This window comes from Herbaspirillum lusitanum (assembly GCF_046025995.1).
Classification (GTDB): Bacteria; Pseudomonadota; Gammaproteobacteria; order Burkholderiales; family Burkholderiaceae_D; genus Herbaspirillum; species Herbaspirillum lusitanum_A.
Window position 1 is genome coordinate 44131 of record NZ_JAQQFM010000017.1, and the last position, 17584, is coordinate 61714.

Here is a 17584-nt window from a genome sequence, read left to right on the forward strand (position 1 = left end):
TGCCGACTCCCTCCCTTTCAAGGGGAGGGCCGGGGTGGGGATGGGTTGCCAATGCAAGCTGAATCCACGATGCTGAAAAAGCTCGCAGCAAGCGGCGAGTTTCGGATGGCAAAATGTTGAATGAGCTGGATGTGGTCGGATGTGTTTTGAACCCATCCCCACCCCAACCCTCCCCTTGAAGGGAGGGAGCTGTAAAGAGAATTGAAATGAGCCACAAACCACAAGACGCCTGCATCTTCGCTGCTGCTCTTACCAATGTTTCCTTAGGGACCGAGTCATGAATACCGCAAATCGCAAACCTTTACCCGGCACTCAGCTGGACTATTTCGACGCCCGTGCTGCGGTGGAGTCCATCAAGCCAGGCGCCTGGAACAAGCTGCCCTATACCTCGCGCGTGCACGCAGAAAATCTGGTGCGGCGCTGCGATCCGAGCATCCTTGTGGATTGTCTCAGGCAGATCATCGAATGCAAGCGCGAGCTGGATTTTCCGTGGTTCCCGGCGCGCGTGGTGTGTCACGACATCCTCGGCCAGACTGCGCTGGTCGATCTGGCCGGTCTGCGCGATGCGATTGCCGATCAGGGCGGCGACCCGGCCCAGGTCAATCCGGTGGTGCCGGTGCAACTGATCGTCGATCACTCGCTGGCGGTGGAATGCGGGGGCTTCGATCCGCAGGCCTTCGAAAAGAATCGCGCGATTGAAGATCGCCGCAATGAGGATCGCTTTCACTTCATCAACTGGACCAAGAAGGCCTTCAAGAACGTCAACGTGATCCAGCCCGGCAACGGCATCATGCACCAGATCAATCTGGAAAAGATGTCGCCGGTGATCCATAACGAAAACGGTCTGGCTTACCCGGATACCTGCGTCGGCACCGACAGCCACACCCCGCACGTCGATGCGCTGGGCGTGATCGCGGTCGGCGTCGGCGGGCTGGAAGCCGAGAACGTCATGCTGGGCCGCGCCTCGTGGATGCGCCTGCCGGAAATCATCGGCGTCGAACTCTCCGGCAAGCCGCAGCCTGGCATCACCGCCACCGACGTGGTGCTGTCGCTGACCGAATTCCTGCGCAAGGAAAAAGTGGTCGGCGCGTATCTGGAATTCCGCGGCGAGGGCGCTTCGGCGCTGACCCTGGGCGACCGCGCCACCATCTCCAACATGGCGCCCGAATATGGCGCGACGGCGGCGATGTTCTTCATCGACCAGCAAACCATCGATTACCTCAAGCTCACCGGACGCGACGACGAGCAGGTCAAGCTGGTTGAAACCTACGCCAGGGAAGCCGGCCTGTGGGCCGACAGCCTGGCGACCGCTGAATACGAGCGCACGCTGAAGTTCGATCTGTCGAGCGTGGTGCGGACTCTTGCCGGCCCCTCCAATCCGCATCGCCGTCTGCCGGTCTCCGCGCTGGCCGAGCGCGGCATCGCCGTCGATCTGGACAAGGCGCAAGCGCAGGAGGCTGAAGGCCTGATGCCCGACGGCGCCGTGATCATCGCCGCCATCACCAGTTGCACCAATACCAGCAATCCGCGCAATGTGATCGCTGCGGCGCTGCTGGCGCGCAACGCCAACAAACTGGGTCTGACCCGCAAGCCCTGGGTCAAGTCTTCGCTGGCGCCCGGGTCCAAAACCGTCGAGCTGTATCTGGACGAAGCCGGTCTGACCGAAGATCTGGAGAAGCTGGGCTTCGGCATCGTAGCCTTTGCCTGCACCACCTGCAACGGCATGTCCGGCGCGCTGGATCCGGTGATCCAGAAAGAGATCATCGAACGCGATCTGTATACGACGGCGGTGCTGTCGGGCAATCGCAATTTCGACGGCCGCATCCATCCTTACGCCAAACAGGCCTTCCTCGCTTCGCCGCCGCTGGTGGTGGCCTATGCGATTGCCGGCACCATCCGTTTCGATATCGAGAAGGATGTGCTGACCGTGGTCGACGGCAAGGAAATTCGCCTGAAGGATATCTGGCCTACCGATGAAGAGATTGACGCGGTGGTCAAGCGCGCGGTCAAGCCCGAGCAGTTCCGCAACGTCTACACGCCGATGTTCGCGGTGCAGGCCGACAAGGGCGAGCAGGTCAGTCCGCTGTACGACTGGCGCGCCATGAGCACCTACATCCGTCGTCCGCCGTATTGGGAAGGCGCACTGGCCGGCGCCCGCACCATGAGCGGCATGCGCGCGCTGGCGGTGCTGCCGGACAACATCACCACCGATCACCTGTCGCCATCGAACGCGATTCTGGCCGACTCGGCAGCCGGCGAATATCTGGCCAAGATGGGCTTGCCGGAAGAAGATTTCAATTCCTACGCCACCCACCGCGGCGATCACCTGACGGCCTTGCGCGCGACCTTTGCCAATCCGCAACTGGTCAATGAAATGGCGGTGGTCGATGGCGAAGTCAAGAAGGGTTCGCTGGCGCGGGTCGAGCCGGAAGGCCAGGTCATGCGCATGTGGGAAGCGATCGAAACCTATCTGAACCGCAAGCAGCCGCTGATCATCGTGGCCGGCGCCGATTACGGTCAGGGTTCCTCGCGCGACTGGGCGGCCAAGGGTGTGCGTCTGGCGGGCGTGGAGGTGATCGCGGCCGAAGGCTTCGAGCGCATCCACCGCACCAACCTGATCGGCATGGGCGTGCTGCCGCTGGAGTTCAAGCCGGGCGTCACGCGCAAGACATTAGGCATAGACGGCACCGAAAGCTTCGATGTGATCGGCAAGCGCACGCCGCGTGCCGATCTGACGCTGGTGATCACGCGCAAGAACGGCGAGCGGATCGAAGTGACGATGACCTGCCGTCTCGATACCGCAGAAGAAGTCTCGATCTACGAAGCCGGCGGCGTGCTGCAGCGCTTTGCGCAAGACTTTCTGGAGTCGACCGTCAAGGCGGCCTGAGCGGCTGATGGTCTTTTGCTGCACTTGCTGCAGATCGTCAACAGGTTATAAATTCAATCGGATCAGGAAAGATGTCTATGAGCCACGTACCGCAAATCAAAATCCCCGCCAGCTACATTCGTGGCGGCACCAGCAAGGGCGTGTTCTTCCGGTTGCAGGATTTGCCGCCGGCGGCGCAGGTGCCGGGCGCGGCGCGCGATGCGCTGCTGATGCGCGTGATCGGCAGCCCCGATCCTTACGGCAAGCAGATCGACGGCATGGGCGGCGCAACTTCCAGCACCAGCAAGACGGTGATCCTGTCCAGATCCAGCCGCGCCGATCATGACGTCGACTATCTGTTCGGCCAGGTTGCCATCGATAGCGCCTTTGTCGACTGGAGCGGCAACTGCGGCAATCTGTCGGCGGCGGTCGGCCCGTTCGCCATCAGCAACGGACTGGTCGACCCCGACCGCGTGCCGCTCAACGGCGTGTGCACCGTGCGCATCTGGCAGGCCAACATCAGCAAGACCATCATTGCGCACGTGACCATCACCGATGGCCAGGTTCAGGAAACCGGCGATTTCGAACTCGACGGCGTGACCTTTCCGGCGGCCGAGGTGCAGCTCGAATTCCTCGATCCGGCCGATGAAGGCGAGGGTGACGGCGGCGGCTCGATGTTCCCGACCGGTAATCTGGTCGACGATCTGGACGTACCGGGCGTCGGCACTTTCAAGGTCACCATGATCAACGCCGGCATTCCGGCGATCTTCCTGAACGCGGAAGCCATCGGCTATACCGGCGCTGAATTGCAGGACGCCATCAACAGCGATCCGCAAGCGCTGGCCAGGTTCGAAACCATACGCGCGCACGGCGCGGTGCGCATGGGTCTGATCAAACATGTGGACGAAGCCGCCAAGCGCCAGCACACGCCCAAGGTGGCTTTCGTTGCTGCACCGCGCGATTACATTTCATCGAGCGGCAAGCAGGTCGCTGCGGGCGACGTCGATCTGCTGGTGCGCGCGATGTCCATGGGCAAGCTGCATCACGCCATGATGGGCACGGCGGCGGTCGCCATCGGCACCGCTGCGGCAATCCCCGGCACGCTGGTCAATCTGGCGGCGGGCGGCGGTGAACGCAGCGCGGTGCGCTTCGGCCATCCATCCGGCACCTTGCGGGTAGGCGCAGAAGCCAGGCTGATCGATGGTGAATGGAGCGTCACCAAGGCCATCATGAGCCGCAGCGCGCGCGTGCTGATGGAAGGGTGGGTGCGGGTGCCGGGCGATGCGTTCTGATCACTAGGGCGTATTAGCTGGTCGGTTCCTATAGGTTTCAATTTGTAACAGCTTCATCGGAATTCAAAACAGGTCTCAATAAATTGTTAAGATTCGGTCGAATCAGTTTTGAGGTCGGTTCTCGCCGTCTTTGTCATTTATAACCTGCACTGGATTTCCGATGATCGCTTTCAAGGCCGTACGCGCCGCATTCGCCGCTACCCATTCTTTTGTTTCGTCGTTTGCAGTTTCATCTTCAGTTTCATTCGGATCGCGTGCTGCAGCAGCGCTCAGGTTCGGTTCGGCACTGGCGGCGACGGCGGTGCTGGCTTCCTGCGCATCGGAAAAAATGCCGGTGACCGAAACCAAGCCGCTGCTGCCGGCCTTCAACAAGGCGCCCGAGGCCACGCTGCCGACCTGGGCGACACAACTGAAGACCGGCAATTTTGCTTGTGAAATGGGCAACAAGGTCGAGGTCAAGTATGAAGGACGCGTCACCGATGGCGTGACGCTGGTGTGGAAGGGAAGCGCGTATCGCATGGAGCCGGTGACGACATCGACCGGTGCGGTGCGGCTGGAAAACAAGGGCGAGGGCCTGGTCTGGATTCAGATCCCATCGAAGTCGATGTTGCTCAATTCGAAAGCCGGTCAGCAACTGGCCAACGATTGCAAGGCATCTTAGCCGCCGCGACGTAATCGTATCGGGCCTGCATGCACTGCATGCGGCGGGTGATGAAGCACGGCGCGGCAGAAATGCATTTTCTAGCTGAGGAGAAAGCATGTCCGCGCACATTTCAAACATCCGTCCCAGGCACGACAAGGTGCTGGTCGACATCGTCGATTACGTCAGCACATATCGCATCAGTTCCAAAGTCGCCTACGACACGGCGCGCAACTGCCTGATCGACGCGCTGGGCTGCGGCCTGGAAGCGCTCGAATATCCCGCCTGTAAAAAACTGATGGGCCCGATCGTGCCCGGCACTGTCGTGCCCAACGGCGCCCGCGTGCCGGGTACCCAGTTTCAGCTCGACCCGGTGCAGGCCGCCTTCAACATCGGCGCCATGATCCGCTGGCTGGATTTCAACGACACCTGGCTGGCCGCCGAATGGGGACATCCCTCGGACAATCTGGGCGGGATTCTGGCGACCGCCGACTGGCTGTCGCGCAACGCCGTCGCCAACGGCAAAAAGCCGCTTAACATGAAAGAGGTGCTGACCGGCATGATCAAGGCGCACGAAATTCAGGGTTGTATCGCGCTCGAAAATTCATTCAACCAGGTCGGTCTCGATCACGTGGTGCTAGTCAAGGTGGCCTCAACGGCGGTGGTGGCTGAAATGCTCGGCCTGAGCCGCGATGAAATCCTCAATGCCGTCTCGCTGGCCTGGGTCGATGGCCAGTCATTGCGCACCTATCGGCATGCGCCGAATACCGGCTCGCGCAAATCCTGGGCGGCCGGCGACGCCACCTCGCGCGCGGTGCGGCTGGCGCTGATCGCCAAGACCGGCGAGATGGGCTACCCCTCGGTGCTGACGGCCAGGACCTGGGGCTTTTACGACGTGCTGTTCAAGGGCCAGCCCTTCACATTCCAGCGCAAATACGCTTCTTACGTGATGGAAAACATACTGTTCAAGATTTCCTTCCCGGCCGAATTCCACGCGCAGACGGCGGTGGAAGCGGCGATGACGCTGCACGGACAACTGGCCAAAGCCGGCAAGACCGTGGACGACATCAAGCGCATCACGATCCGCACGCATGAGGCCTGCATTCGCATCATCGACAAGCAGGGGCCGCTCAACAACCCGGCCGACCGCGATCACTGCATTCAATACATGGTCGCGGTGCCGCTGATTTTCGGCCGCCTGACTGCCGCCGATTACGAAGACGAGATCGCCACCGACAGACGCATCGATGTGCTGCGCGACAAGATCATCTGTGTCGAAGATGCAGCCTTCACCCAGGATTATCACGATCCGAAGAAACGCTCCATCGCCAATGCGCTGACGGTGGAATTCAAGGACGGCAAGAAGCTCAAGGAAGTGGTGGTTGAATACCCGATCGGCCATGCACGCCGCCGCAAGGAAGGCATTCCTCTGCTGGAAGACAAATTCAGAATCAATCTGGCGCGTCAGTTCCCGCCGCGCCAGCAGCAAAGGATACTGGAGGTCTCGCTCGATCAGAAAAAGCTGGAAGCCATGCCGGTACACGAATATGTCGATCTGTACGTTATCTGAGACCTTGCACGGCGGCGTCTCGACATATTCAATGCTGGAAATCAGTGAGCCGGCATAAGCAAGCCGTAAGCTTCGCCTGCCAAAGTAAGGCGCATCATCAGATAGTAAAAAAACAAAAAACAGCACGGCCACAGACCTGAATGAATCAGGCAAAACCGGCGAAAAGCCAATCAGGACGCAACGTCCTACATGAGGAGACATCATGCAATTCGACGAATTCTATCGGCAGTCGATAGATCATCCGCAACTGTTCTGGGCCAGGGAGGCGGAGCGCATTCACTGGCACAAACCGTTCGAGCAGACCCTGGATTTTTCGCGGCCGCCATTCGCGCGCTGGTTCATCGGCGGCCAGACCAACCTCTGCTATAACGCCATCGACCGGCATCTGGCCGAGCGTGCTGAGCAGACTGCATTGATTGCGATCTCGACCGAAACCAACAGCGAAAAAAACTATACCTTCGCCGAGCTGCACCGCGAGGTATGCGCAATGGCGGCCAGCATGCAGTCGCTGGGCGTGAGCCGTGGCGACCGTGTATTGATCTACATGCCGATGATGGCCGAAGCGGTGTTCGCCATGCTGGCCTGCGCGCGCATAGGCGCGGTGCATTCGGTGGTGTTCGGCGGCTTTGCGTCGAACAGTCTGGCGACCCGCATCGACGATGCGCAACCGCGCCTGATCGTCTCGGCCGACGCCGGCTCGCGCGGCGGCAAGGTGGTGCCTTACAAGGGTTTGCTGGACGAAGCGATCAGGCTGGCGCAGCACAAGCCGGCGCATGTGCTGTTGGCAGACCGCGGCCTGGCGCAAATGCCGCGCACGCTGGAACGCGATGTCGACTACGCGCCGCTGCGCGAGAAATATCTGCACGCCGACGTGCCGGTGACCTGGCTGGAATCCAACGAGACTTCCTACATTCTCTACACCTCCGGCACCACCGGCAAGCCCAAGGGCGTGCAGCGCGACGTCGGCGGCTATGCCGTGGCGCTGGCGGCGTCGATGCAGCATGTGTTCTGCGGCAAGCCGGGCGAAACTTATTTCTGCACCTCCGACATCGGTTGGGTGGTCGGCCATTCCTACATCGTGTATGGGCCGCTGATCCATGGCATGGCGACCGTGCTGTACGAGGGTTTGCCGATCCGGCCGGACGCCGGCATATGGTGGAGCATCGTTGAGAAATACAAGGTGACGCGCATGTTCTCGGCGCCGACCGCGATCCGGGTCTTGAAGAAGCAGCCGCCGGAGTTCATGGAAAAGCACGACGTGTCCTCGCTCAAGGCGCTGTATCTGGCCGGCGAGCCGCTTGATGAAACCACTTCGAGCTGGATTTCAAATGCGCTGGGCGTGCCGGTGATCGACAATTACTGGCAGACCGAAAGCGGCTGGCCCATCATTTCCATCGCCAAGGGCGTGGAAGACAAGGCGACGCGGCTGGGCAGCCCCGGCGTGCCGCTGTACGGCTACAAGATGGCGATCATCGATGAAAGCACCGGCGCGGAATGCGGCCCCAATCAGAAAGGCGTGGTAGTGATCGAAGGTCCGCTGCCGCCCGGCTGCATGCAGACCGTGTATTGCGACGATCAGCGTTTCGTCGACACCTACTGGTCGAATTTTCCGCGTCAGGTGTATTCCACCTTCGACTGGGGCATACGCGATGAGGACGGCTATTACTTCATCCTCGGCCGCACCGATGACGTTATCAATGTGGCTGGTCACCGGCTCGGCACGCGCGAGATTGAAGAGAGCATTTCCAGCCATCCGAACGTGTCGGAAGTTGCCGTGGTCGGCATCGAAGACAAGCTCAAAGGTCAGGTGGCCATCGCCTTCGTGATCGCGCGCAATGCGGAGTCGGCAGTCTCGTCGCAGCAAAAGCAGGCGCTGGAAGCCGAGATCATGGCGCTGGTCGACAAGCAGATCGGCGCCGTCGGCCGGCCTGCGCGCGTGTATTGCGTCAGCCTGCTGCCGAAGACGCGCTCCGGCAAGCTGCTGCGCCGTTCGATCCAGGCCCTCTGTGAAGGGCGCGACGCCGGCGACCTGACCACCATCGAAGATCCGACTTCGCTGGATCAGATTCGCGCAGCGCTGCAGGGCTAGCAAAAGCAGAGGGAAAGAGCGGGGCGAAGGGCTGCGGATTTGGGTACACTAGCTGCTTCTTCGTTCGCTCTGTTTCCGATTCATGTCCATTCGTCCCGTCACGCTCGCCGATGCCGAAGCCATCTGCACCATCTACAACCACTACGTGCTGAACACCACCATCAGTTTTGAGCTGGATGCCTTGAGCACGCAAGAGATGGCGGCACGCATCACCGAAGTGAGCGCCAGCTTCCCGTGGCTGGTGTACGAAGAAGAAGGGCGTATTCTGGGCTATGCCTACGCCAGCAAATGGAAGCCGCGTCTGGCCTATCGCTACTCGGTGGAAAGCTCGGTCTATCTGGGCCAGGACAGCGGCGGCAAGGGCGTCGGCACGCAGCTGTATCGCCGTTTGCTGAGCGAATTGAAGCAGATGGGAGTGCATCTGGTGATTGGCGGCATCACGCAACCGAATCCTGCCAGCGTGGCCCTGCATGAAAAGATGGGCTATGTGAAATGCGGACAATTCAACGAGGTCGGCCGCAAGTTCGATCGCTGGCTGGATGTCGGCTACTGGCAGCTTAATCTGGAGCAAATGCAATGAGATCAACCCGCGCCGCCAGCGCCATTGAACGCCTGAACTCGCGCGCCGAGACCAGGCAATATTCCATGCTGCGCACTTCGGATGAGCGTTTTCAGCTGGTGCAGCGCGTGGCCGGCGCACCGATGGAAAAACTCAGTGAAGCGCTGGAGCTGGATGACTTCGTGAAATTCGTGAACGCTTTCGGCCCGCAAAAAGCGCGCCGCGTCAGCAAGCTGGACGTGGCCTTCGAAAAGAATATGAAGAACAAGAAAGAGAAGCCTGAGGAGGCAGAGTAGGTATCTTTCTTTCTTGAGATTCAGGCAGCTTGCCCCACGTCACAATTGAAAAAGCCCGCTGACTTGTCGCGGGCTTTTTCATTGTGGAAAGCAAATCAGTCCAGCGTCGCCACTACCGGCGCGTGATCCGAGGGCTGCTCCCATTTGCGCGGCACCTTGTCGATCACGCAGGCGGTGCAGCGGCTGCTCAGTTCTGCCGACAGCAGGATATGGTCGATGCGCAGGCCGCGATTCAGGCGGAAACCCATCTGGCGATAATCCCACCAGCTGTACATTTTTTCAGCTTGCTCGAACATGCGATAGGAGTCGGTCAGGCCCAGCGCCTGCAGCTTCTTGAAGGCATCGCGCTCGGGTACCGACACCAGCACCTGATCTTTCCAGCCGACCGGATCATACAGATCGCGGTCTTCCGGCGCGATGTTGTAGTCGCCCAGCAGCGCCAGACGCGGATAGATCGCCTTTTCCTGTTCCAGCCACTCATGCAGCGCCGCCAGCCATTTCAGTTTGTAGGGATACTTTTCGGAGTCCAGCGACTGCCCGTTCGGAATGTAAGCGCAGACATAGCGCACTCCTTCGATGGTCGCGGCGATGATGCGTTGCTGCTCATCGGGAAACAGCGGATTGTTCTTCACCACCTCCGTCATAGGCTGACGCGACAGGATCGCCACGCCGTTGTATGTCTTCTGCCCGCTGAACTCGACCATATAACCGGCCGCCGCGATTTCGGCTGCCGGAAATTTGTCGTCGGTCATTTTGGTTTCTTGCAGACACAGCACATCGACAGGATTTTCTTCCAGCCATTTCAGCACCTGCGGCAGGCGGACTTTGAGCGAATTGACGTTCCAGGTGGCGATTTTCATGGGTGATGCTGATCCTTGTCTGGCCTGTGTTTGCAGCGGGAGGCGTGGACTCGACGTCCACGCTGCACCGCATTCATGTGCTGCAATCAGGCATTAAATTTGAGCGGATGACACTATAGCATCACTGATTATTCTTATTCCGCTCGATGCACCAGCAGGGCGATGCCCGCACTGAGCCTCGAAAACGATCTTGCAATTTCAATGGCGCCCAATTGCAATGGCTTGTCTGCAGTCATGTCATTCTTTTTGGACTGACGCTGGTCGCCATAGCTCTCCTCGTCCACGAAAGATATCTGTGGAGCAAAGAGCGGCGTGAGTGCATGGCTGAGGTGGCAGGGCCTAAAGCCAAGCCGCGGTATGCGGATATTTAATTTGCCGCATGGAAATAAAAGGCGTATATTTTCCGCAAAGAAATTAAAAATTATGGAGACGAAAATGCGTCAGTCATTAATCTTGGTCATCTGTGCACTGGCCATATGCGCTTGCAGCAGATCGCCAGCAGAGCAATTGGCCTATCAGCACGCTGAAGAGCAATATCAAATCAACAAAGAAAATTCGGCGAGATACCGCCAGTCATTGGAAGACGGCGAAGAGATTGTGCCTGCCCCCATCATCCTCACGAGCGCACATTCCAAAAACTAAAAAGCCGCCGAAGGCGGCTGGATCAGATGCAAGGCAGCGATCAATTAAAACCACCCAAGGCTGTGCTACGTGTTGATGAGCTCGCCGCTGTGTTTGCCGACCATCCATTTGCTACCGACTGTGCCTGCAGGGTGGCGGCAGGTTTGAATTCAACCTGGGTTTCCGTGGCTTCCGGTTCGCTACACCGGATCGAATTGCGCAGACTGAGTGCAGAGCTTTTATTCGGAGGCGATGCGTGACGGCAGCGGCGCCCATCCGATGATGTCTTCCTCGTAGAAGTTATTTTCTACGTCCCCGCTATCGCAGAAATACAAGTGTTCAGCCGCGCCATTCCAGCCGGCCAGCTCCGGGTCGAAATAGACTTCTCCTGCGCCGCTTGCAGGCGTGCATTTGCCATCGCCCCAGTAACCTACGAATGGATGCGGCAGCGTTTTGCACCTCAAGATAATGCGGGTGCCGTCTCGCGGCGCGCTCCCGATATCGAACCATTGCGGCGCAAGCGGCAAACGCGAATCGATGTTCTGGTTCAATGGCACCACCCGTCTGGCGCCTGAGCCGCGTGCCGCGCCTATTCCATGTGCGGTTTCGCAGGCGCGCCAGATGCGGACGGCGGCTGTTGTCAGGCCATGGGATCCCTCGCCATTACCCGCGCCTTTCTCCGATGTGTCGGCCGGGCGATAGCCGATGCTGCCGGGAAGCGCTTTCAGAATCTGTTCATCGTTCATCGGTTCCCGTTGCGCGACAGCCAGGGCCCGTTCGGCAAAATCGAACATAGCATCGCGGCCATACATACCGGCCCACGGCGTCGCATATCCGGTACTTTTGTCGGGTGGAGGCGTGGGGCCGACGGAAATTTCAATACGGCCATCGACACTTCTGGCATAGCCCCATGGCTGAGGCAGTTCCGGTAGCTGACTCATGGCGACTGTTTCTTGATCTATAGGCGACGGACGCATAGGCAATTGCTTTCGGTTTGGTGCTGCTGGGAGCTTCTTGGTGTACGGGCGCATGAATTGCCAAGGCTGCCTGATGTGTGCAGAGGTCGCGGCGCAGTGGCTGCATGACGAGGATGTTGAATGGCGACATGGGTACATCGAAGCGTCTAAGTGCTATTAAAGCAGAGGCATTTGCGTTTGAGCTGACGGAGAACTGACGAGGGCTAAAGAAGTGGTATCAAAACGTTACAGACATTCTCGGGCATTGATCTCTGCGCTGCAAAAAACGTCCTCATGTTTCGTCGGGTGCAATAAAAAAGGAAGCTCGCGAGCTTCCTTTTTTTGTGCGTCCCGCAGGGGGCGCTATGTCGATGTAGGAGTGATACCGCTCGCCGCGCGGATGGCCGCTCTGCGTGCAACTTTTGCACCGATGTAACGCCGTATCGGTTCGTCGTAATAGTGGTGCAGAAGCCAGGCCAGCAAGCTGATCGCCATCAGGAAAATAATGCCTGCCATCGGCGCATACGCATCGACCGGATGACCGATGAGCCTGGGCGCACTCAATCTGATGAGCTCTGCGATCGGTGAGTGGACGATATAGATCGGATAAGAAACGATGCCCAGAAATTTGCAGAGGTGCGAAAGCCAGCCGCTGGTCTGGTAGCGCATGCCTGCATAAATGAGCACCGGAAAGCCGACGCACACCGCAAAGAAATCAAAGAAAGCCACCAGGTGCAGCGGCGGAGATGACATCAGCAAGCCGGCCAGACCGCACATGGCCAGTACTACCTTGCCATTGCTCACGATCGGCCCGGCTACGCGCCGCGTATAGATCCGATACAGCAGAATACCGGCAGCGAATGAAAGTGCTACGCGGATATAGCTGACGTAAAAAGTCTTGCGCTTGAACCCGGCATCGAGGCTATGCCCCGGCGAAAAAGCAAGAAAGGCGATCAGGGCAAGCATGGCGACGCCGACCACCGCGAGCAGCACGCGATCGTTCAGCAGGCGGACTTTCCAGCCATAAAATACATTGACCGCGACTTCGGCCGAGAGCGACCAGGCCGGGCTGTTGAGCGGGAACAGCGTGCTTGCCTGCATGCCGGGGATGAAGAGCAGGCCGAGTACGGCGGCGAGCCCCAGATGTTTTTCGTACTGGATCGCGCCTGTCAGCGCAGCGACGATACCGATGGCGGTGCCAAGGAAATAGAGCGGATAAAGCCGCAGCATCCGGATCCACACAAAGCTTTTAAGCGGCAGTCCGCCCAGCAGTCTTGCTTCATAGGCGCGGGCAACAACGGCGCCGCTCAGCAGGAAGAAGAGATCGACCGCCAGGTAGCTTTCATAGAAAGGATTGCCGCCGAAAAAAGGAAGTGTGTGCCGCAAGACCACGAGAATGGCGGCTACACCGCGAAAGCCGTCCAGGCTCAGGAAGTGATCTTTTTTTATCATGTGGTCCCCTTGGCATTTGCAGATCATTGGATTTGCAGCAGGATACTGCAATTGCAAAATCCTGTATGCAAATGCATGCTGAAAGCCTTTGCTGGCTTGCCCTGCAAGAAGTGTTGCCTTGCGTCGGCTTGCAATCAAGCATGCTAGAACTCGAATTGAAAATGCCCAGGGCGGGAGGCGCAGAACAGGCTGACAAAACGCTGAATGCCGGATCGATTCGATCATGCTAGGATGCTCGAAAATCAAAAAATCAGAAGGGGGAAAACATGACGTGCGCACGATGCGATTCGATCATTCCGGGGCGGCGCAATGCCGATGGTCATGAACGGCTGAAGGCACAGGGGACGCCACGACGTACCGAACTGGCGGGTCAGGTGCGGGCACGGGTCCAGCAATATGTGTGCGAGGTCTGCGATACCCGATGGCAGTATCAGGATGAGGGCAGCGACCATCGCGTCGGCTGGTCGCGGCAGACATAGTTCTGCGAACGACAAGAGGTCAAGAGCGGAGGCCGGTTCCTTGCTGAGCAGCGCCCATTTATAACCGAGCCGATCAAGGCATTAAGTCCTGCCGGCATTGCTCCTGTTCGTCTTGCCTGAAATGTTATCGTCGCCCGCATGAAAAAAAGGACCGCATCGCGGTCCTTTTCTTTTTCAGTCAAGCCTTGATTCAGGCTGCCAGCATGTTGCCCTGGACACGAGCCGTTTCAGCGCGGCGACGACGCAGCGACATGAAGCCCACCAGTGCCAGGCCGCCCAGCATCATGGCGATCTTCGAGGCTTCAGGAACGGCGGTAACGTTGATGTTGCCGCCGAAGCTGCCGCCGCGTGTGCCGGTGACCTTGCCTGCGACCGCCAGAATGTAGCTGCCTGCGCTCAGGTGATCGGCGTCAAGCGTGTAGTACACGGTATTGCCGATCGTCGACTTGGTGCCGGTATAGGTGTTGCCGTTGCCGCTCAGCGTGAAGCTGGAGATGGTAAGTGCACTGACGTTGCTCAGCGCGATGGAGATAACCGCGCTGGACAGATCGAATACGCCGCCATAGGTGAAGGTGTAGTTCTCCAGAAAGGTCTTGCCTTTTGTGCCATTGCCGAAGCTTGCGCCTATGGTCGCGGTGTCGGCATTGAATGTGACGGCGGTGGTGCCGTTGATCTGTGCCGCATTGGCGACCTGGCCGATCAGAACCAGCGACAGCGCCAGAAAAATACCCTTGAGAAACTTTTGCATGAAACACCCCTTTTCTTGATTCTTGTTGGCGAATAAATGAATGCGAATTGAGAAAACACGGCTTTAGATGCCTTGCCGAAATATCTATTCGCATTTTCCTGACAATTCGCTTACATGACTTTTATTTATAAGCGATGACTCAAGGTTAATCCTAATTGCAGATAGGGGCAATAAATTTGAAGTGGAATTCGAAAATATGTTGTGGTGCGTCACGCTTGAAAGTGCCTGTTTGAAGGGGTTTTTGTTTTTTGTAGCGTGATTTTCATGATGAGGGGAAATTTTTAAGCGTTCAGTAAAAGAATCAGATTCTTAAAATTTACCGGCGTCTGTCGAGCCGAATACGCTTGCTGAAATATTTTTATTTTCAATTTACTCGCATTAGTTTTTTTGGGGCTACATCAGCTAAATGGCACGCTCAGGTGTCGTGGTGTGCAGCGCTGGCGGGTTTTGTGGTGGATTCGGCATTTTTTAAAGCACCGGCCGATCAGAACGAAATGATTATTTGATGTGCGGGTTCGGCGTGTGCGCGACGTCGCTGCGGAGCTTCATTGACGATGATTCATCAGGCCGGAAAGAGATCTGCTGATGGATGCAGGCGCGAATTGAAGCAGGTCGATGAGTGGATTTGCCGTCCAGTCATCGTTGCTGAAGGGAGGGGCGATGTTTTCTGTACGCCAGCGCAAACACGCCGTTGCGACCCTGTCTCGGGCGGCAACGGCGCGTCGGCAGTAAAGAGTCGGATTTCGCGTTTGGCGCCGAAAACCGGGCAAGCGATGATTCCCCGCTTGAATTACTTGAAGTTGTAGCTTACCGCCAGCAAGGCCATGTTTTCTGTGCTGCGCTTGACGATGGGGCTGTCGGCCACTGCGCTGCCCAGCCATTTGCGACGCCAGGTGAAGTTAAGGTTCCACTTGTCGTTGATCGGCATCTGTGCGCTCAGGCCCAGCATCGGGCTGGTTGATGCGCCGGCGTGATATTCGCGGTAGCCGCTGGCGCCGGCTTCGCTCTGGCTGATCCCGAAGAAGTAATTGTTGTAGCTGCCGCTGCGGCGCTCGATGCCCACTTGCGGATAAATGCTGACCGGGCCGACGTCGAATTGCGCCGCGTAGATGGCTTCCAGCAGCGTGCCGTGCGATTTGTTGACGTCGTAGAAAGCGTTCAGGAAGAAGGCGCCGTAAGGCGTTTCCTGCAAGGTGCCTATGCCAATCGGAATCGGATTGGAGCGGTCGCTCAGGCCGCGTATATCCTTGATGCCTTCGAAGTTGACGCGTGCCGCCAGTTCCAGATAGCCGGCGCCCAGTTTTACGGTCTTGATGCCGAAGGTGTCGAGGCGGGCGAAGAAGCGCCCGTAGTCGAAATAAGCATAGGGCAGCACGGTGGTGTGGTCGCTCTTGGTAACGACATTGCGATCGAGCCGGAACACGCCGGCGCCGAGATCTCCCTTGATGTGGTCGGGGAAGTCGTCGTTGCTGCTCTGGCTCTGCTGTGCCATGGCCGGGCCTGCACACAGCAGGGAAAGCGCGACGGCGATACTGGTCTTGATCATTGTTGTTCTTTCAATTTTTTTGGCGTGAAGCTTGTTTTGTTCTCTGCGGCGGTCTCAGATTCAAGCCGCCGGCTGCAGCTTTCCGCTATGCCGCGGCTGATGTGCAGTTACCGGTTTTTCCGCCTGTGTTCAGGGCTTGATCATGGTGAACAAGGCCTGAGCCATGAGGCAGAAATAACTCGGGAAAGTTCGAGATTTTACTCTCAGAGCGGCAGGGCGTGGCGAGGATGCCCGTCGTGCATGAATGTCCCGCCGTGAATGAGGGGACGGAGAATGTCGCTGCAAGCGCGCGCGTCGCCTGCTCAGCCGAAGCTGCTGTTGCCCATCAGTGCCGACAGCCGCACCGAAATTTCATGCACGATGTCCTGCACCTGATCCAGGCTGGGATTGATCTTCTTGTCGATCCGTTCGATGTAGGGCACGTTGAGCGCCGCCAGCATGCTGTTGTTGGCGCCTATCACCGGATAGGAGAGATTGACCACGCCGCGGATCTGGCGGCTTTCCATGCGTGAATGGCCGCGCTCGCGGGTCTCTGCGATCTGGCGCAGCAGCTGGCCGTGATCGACGTCCTGTTCGCCGTCCAGTCGTACATGCGCCGCCAGCATGCGACCGCGTTCGGCATCGTCGCGGAAGGACAGCAGCACATGGCCGGAAGCGGTGTCGGTCAGGCTCACCAGCGCACCGACCTTGAGGCCGAAGGCCCAGCGTTCCGGGCTGTCGACCTGCGCCACCACGATCACGCGGCCGGCTTCATACACCGTCAGATGGGTCGATTGCATGGTGCGGTTGGCCAGTTCGCGCATGTGCGGCAGCGCCGTGCTGACCAGCGAACGGATCGGTTCGTGATGATGCGCCAGCTCGAACAGCTTGAGCGAAAGCCGGTACTGGTCGTTGTCGGCAATCAGATAGCCGCGTTGTTCCAGCGTGACGACCATGCGGAAGATTTCATTGACGCTGCGTCCCAGTTGCTTGGAGATCTGATTGAGCGTCAGCATCTGCTCGGCGCGGCTCAGCAGTTCCAGAATATCCAGTCCCTTGTCCAGCGCCGGTGCGGCGTAGCGCGTCTTGCCGTCGTTGCTGGCATCGTCCGCTTTGTCTTGAGAGTCGGGCTCGGTTTTCTTGAGTTTCGGCATGGTGGCAAAGTGAGTGAGCCGCCCGGCGCTGGCTGGCGCGGGCGGTCGGAAGCTGGCAGCCCGCATTATCCCTCAAGTGCGGGCTGCCGGCCGGCTCGTCGTCGGAACAATCAGAACGAGTGGCTGATACCGAAGTAGCCGCCGTTCTGGCTCTGGCCCGGCAATGGTGCGCCGGCTTCGTCGGCTTCCACCGAGAAGGTCGCGTTGCCGCTGTTGCGCACGGTGCCTGCGCCCACATACAGCAAAGTGCGTTTGGACAGGTAGTAGTTGGCGCCGACCATGAACAGGTTGGCATTGCCGCCGTTGTTGTTCACATTGACGTGGAAGGCCGAACCGATCAGCGTGAGCTGCGGCGTGATCTGGTAGTTCGCGCCCAGCCAGTAATGATTCACCTTGTCCGGCGAGCCCGACGCCACATCCGGCGCGCGCAGGTTTTCGTAACCGAGAAACATCTTCAGCTTGTCGATGGTGTAAGTG

At 58.7% G+C, this 17584-nt stretch carries 17 protein-coding genes; 8 read left to right on the top strand and 9 right to left on the bottom strand.

Going from position 1 to position 17584, the window contains the following annotated elements:
* Positions 1–277 precede the first annotated feature (277 nt).
* Positions 278–2887, top strand: a complete 2610-nt coding sequence (gene acnD, locus PQR62_RS24990) for a Fe/S-dependent 2-methylisocitrate dehydratase AcnD (RefSeq protein ID WP_408160787.1) — start codon at positions 278–280, stop codon at positions 2885–2887.
* A 77-nt stretch (positions 2888–2964) separates the two neighbouring features.
* Complete coding sequence (gene prpF, locus PQR62_RS24995; RefSeq protein ID WP_408160788.1) at positions 2965–4158, top strand: 2-methylaconitate cis-trans isomerase PrpF; 1194 nt, start codon at positions 2965–2967, stop codon at positions 4156–4158.
* Positions 4159–4260: 102 nt separating this feature from the next.
* On the opposite strand, the gene PQR62_RS25000 is transcribed toward prpF, so the two are convergent.
* On the bottom strand, positions 4261–4506 hold the full coding sequence (locus PQR62_RS25000; RefSeq protein WP_408160789.1) for a hypothetical protein: 246 nt from the start codon (positions 4504–4506) through the stop codon (positions 4261–4263).
* Between PQR62_RS25000 and PQR62_RS25005 the strand changes: the two genes are divergently transcribed.
* From PQR62_RS25005 to PQR62_RS25025, 5 genes are all read left to right on the top strand, one after another.
* Positions 4487–4819: a hypothetical protein gene (locus PQR62_RS25005; protein WP_408160790.1), complete on the top strand. Its 333-nt coding sequence runs from the start codon at positions 4487–4489 to the stop codon at positions 4817–4819. The genes PQR62_RS25000 and PQR62_RS25005 overlap by 20 nt on opposite strands.
* 97 nt (positions 4820–4916) lie before the next feature.
* Entirely contained in the window at positions 4917–6368 is a 1452-nt protein-coding gene (locus PQR62_RS25010; protein ID WP_408160791.1) for a bifunctional 2-methylcitrate dehydratase/aconitate hydratase, read from the top strand.
* A 202-nt stretch (positions 6369–6570) separates the two neighbouring features.
* The gene (locus tag PQR62_RS25015; RefSeq protein ID WP_408160792.1) at positions 6571–8457 is read left to right on the top strand and encodes a propionate--CoA ligase; all 1887 of its coding nucleotides are present in this window, start codon (positions 6571–6573) and stop codon (positions 8455–8457) included.
* A gap of 82 nt (positions 8458–8539) precedes the next feature.
* On the top strand, positions 8540–9037 hold the full coding sequence (locus PQR62_RS25020) for an arsinothricin resistance N-acetyltransferase ArsN1 family B (protein WP_408160793.1): 498 nt from the start codon (positions 8540–8542) through the stop codon (positions 9035–9037).
* The gene (locus tag PQR62_RS25025) at positions 9034–9312 is read left to right on the top strand and encodes a hypothetical protein (protein WP_408160795.1); all 279 of its coding nucleotides are present in this window, start codon (positions 9034–9036) and stop codon (positions 9310–9312) included. The genes PQR62_RS25020 and PQR62_RS25025 overlap by 4 nt, the downstream gene beginning before the upstream one ends.
* A gap of 95 nt (positions 9313–9407) precedes the next feature.
* On the opposite strand, the gene xth is transcribed toward PQR62_RS25025, so the two are convergent.
* Both xth and PQR62_RS25035 read right to left on the bottom strand, forming a co-directional pair.
* Positions 9408–10172, bottom strand: a complete 765-nt coding sequence (gene xth / locus PQR62_RS25030; RefSeq protein WP_408160796.1) for an exodeoxyribonuclease III — start codon at positions 10170–10172, stop codon at positions 9408–9410.
* A 134-nt stretch (positions 10173–10306) separates the two neighbouring features.
* Positions 10307–10456: a hypothetical protein gene (locus PQR62_RS25035; protein ID WP_408160797.1), complete on the bottom strand. Its 150-nt coding sequence runs from the start codon at positions 10454–10456 to the stop codon at positions 10307–10309.
* Between the two features lie 151 nt (positions 10457–10607).
* On the opposite strand from PQR62_RS25035, the gene PQR62_RS25040 reads away from it, so the two are divergent.
* A complete protein-coding gene (locus PQR62_RS25040; protein WP_408160798.1) occupies positions 10608–10814 on the top strand; it encodes a hypothetical protein in 207 nt (68 codons plus the stop codon).
* A 218-nt stretch (positions 10815–11032) separates the two neighbouring features.
* On the opposite strand, the gene PQR62_RS25045 is transcribed toward PQR62_RS25040, so the two are convergent.
* From PQR62_RS25045 to PQR62_RS25070, 6 genes are all read right to left on the bottom strand, one after another.
* Complete coding sequence (locus PQR62_RS25045) at positions 11033–11734, bottom strand: hypothetical protein (protein WP_408160799.1); 702 nt, start codon at positions 11732–11734, stop codon at positions 11033–11035.
* A gap of 378 nt (positions 11735–12112) precedes the next feature.
* Positions 12113–13426 carry an acyltransferase family protein gene (locus PQR62_RS25050; protein WP_408160800.1) on the bottom strand — a complete coding sequence of 438 codons (1314 nt, stop codon included), beginning with the start codon at positions 13424–13426 and terminating at the stop codon, positions 12113–12115.
* Between the two features lie 444 nt (positions 13427–13870).
* Positions 13871–14428, bottom strand: coding sequence for an FxDxF family PEP-CTERM protein (locus PQR62_RS25055; protein ID WP_408160801.1), 558 nt, complete (start codon positions 14426–14428; stop codon positions 13871–13873).
* A 790-nt stretch (positions 14429–15218) separates the two neighbouring features.
* A complete protein-coding gene (locus tag PQR62_RS25060) occupies positions 15219–15974 on the bottom strand; it encodes a MipA/OmpV family protein (protein ID WP_408160802.1) in 756 nt (251 codons plus the stop codon).
* Positions 15975–16276: 302 nt separating this feature from the next.
* On the bottom strand, positions 16277–17107 hold the full coding sequence (locus PQR62_RS25065; protein ID WP_408160803.1) for an IclR family transcriptional regulator: 831 nt from the start codon (positions 17105–17107) through the stop codon (positions 16277–16279).
* Between the two features lie 110 nt (positions 17108–17217).
* Positions 17218–17584 (bottom strand): porin (locus tag PQR62_RS25070; RefSeq protein ID WP_408160696.1); only part of this gene is annotated, 367 nt, incomplete at its 5' end.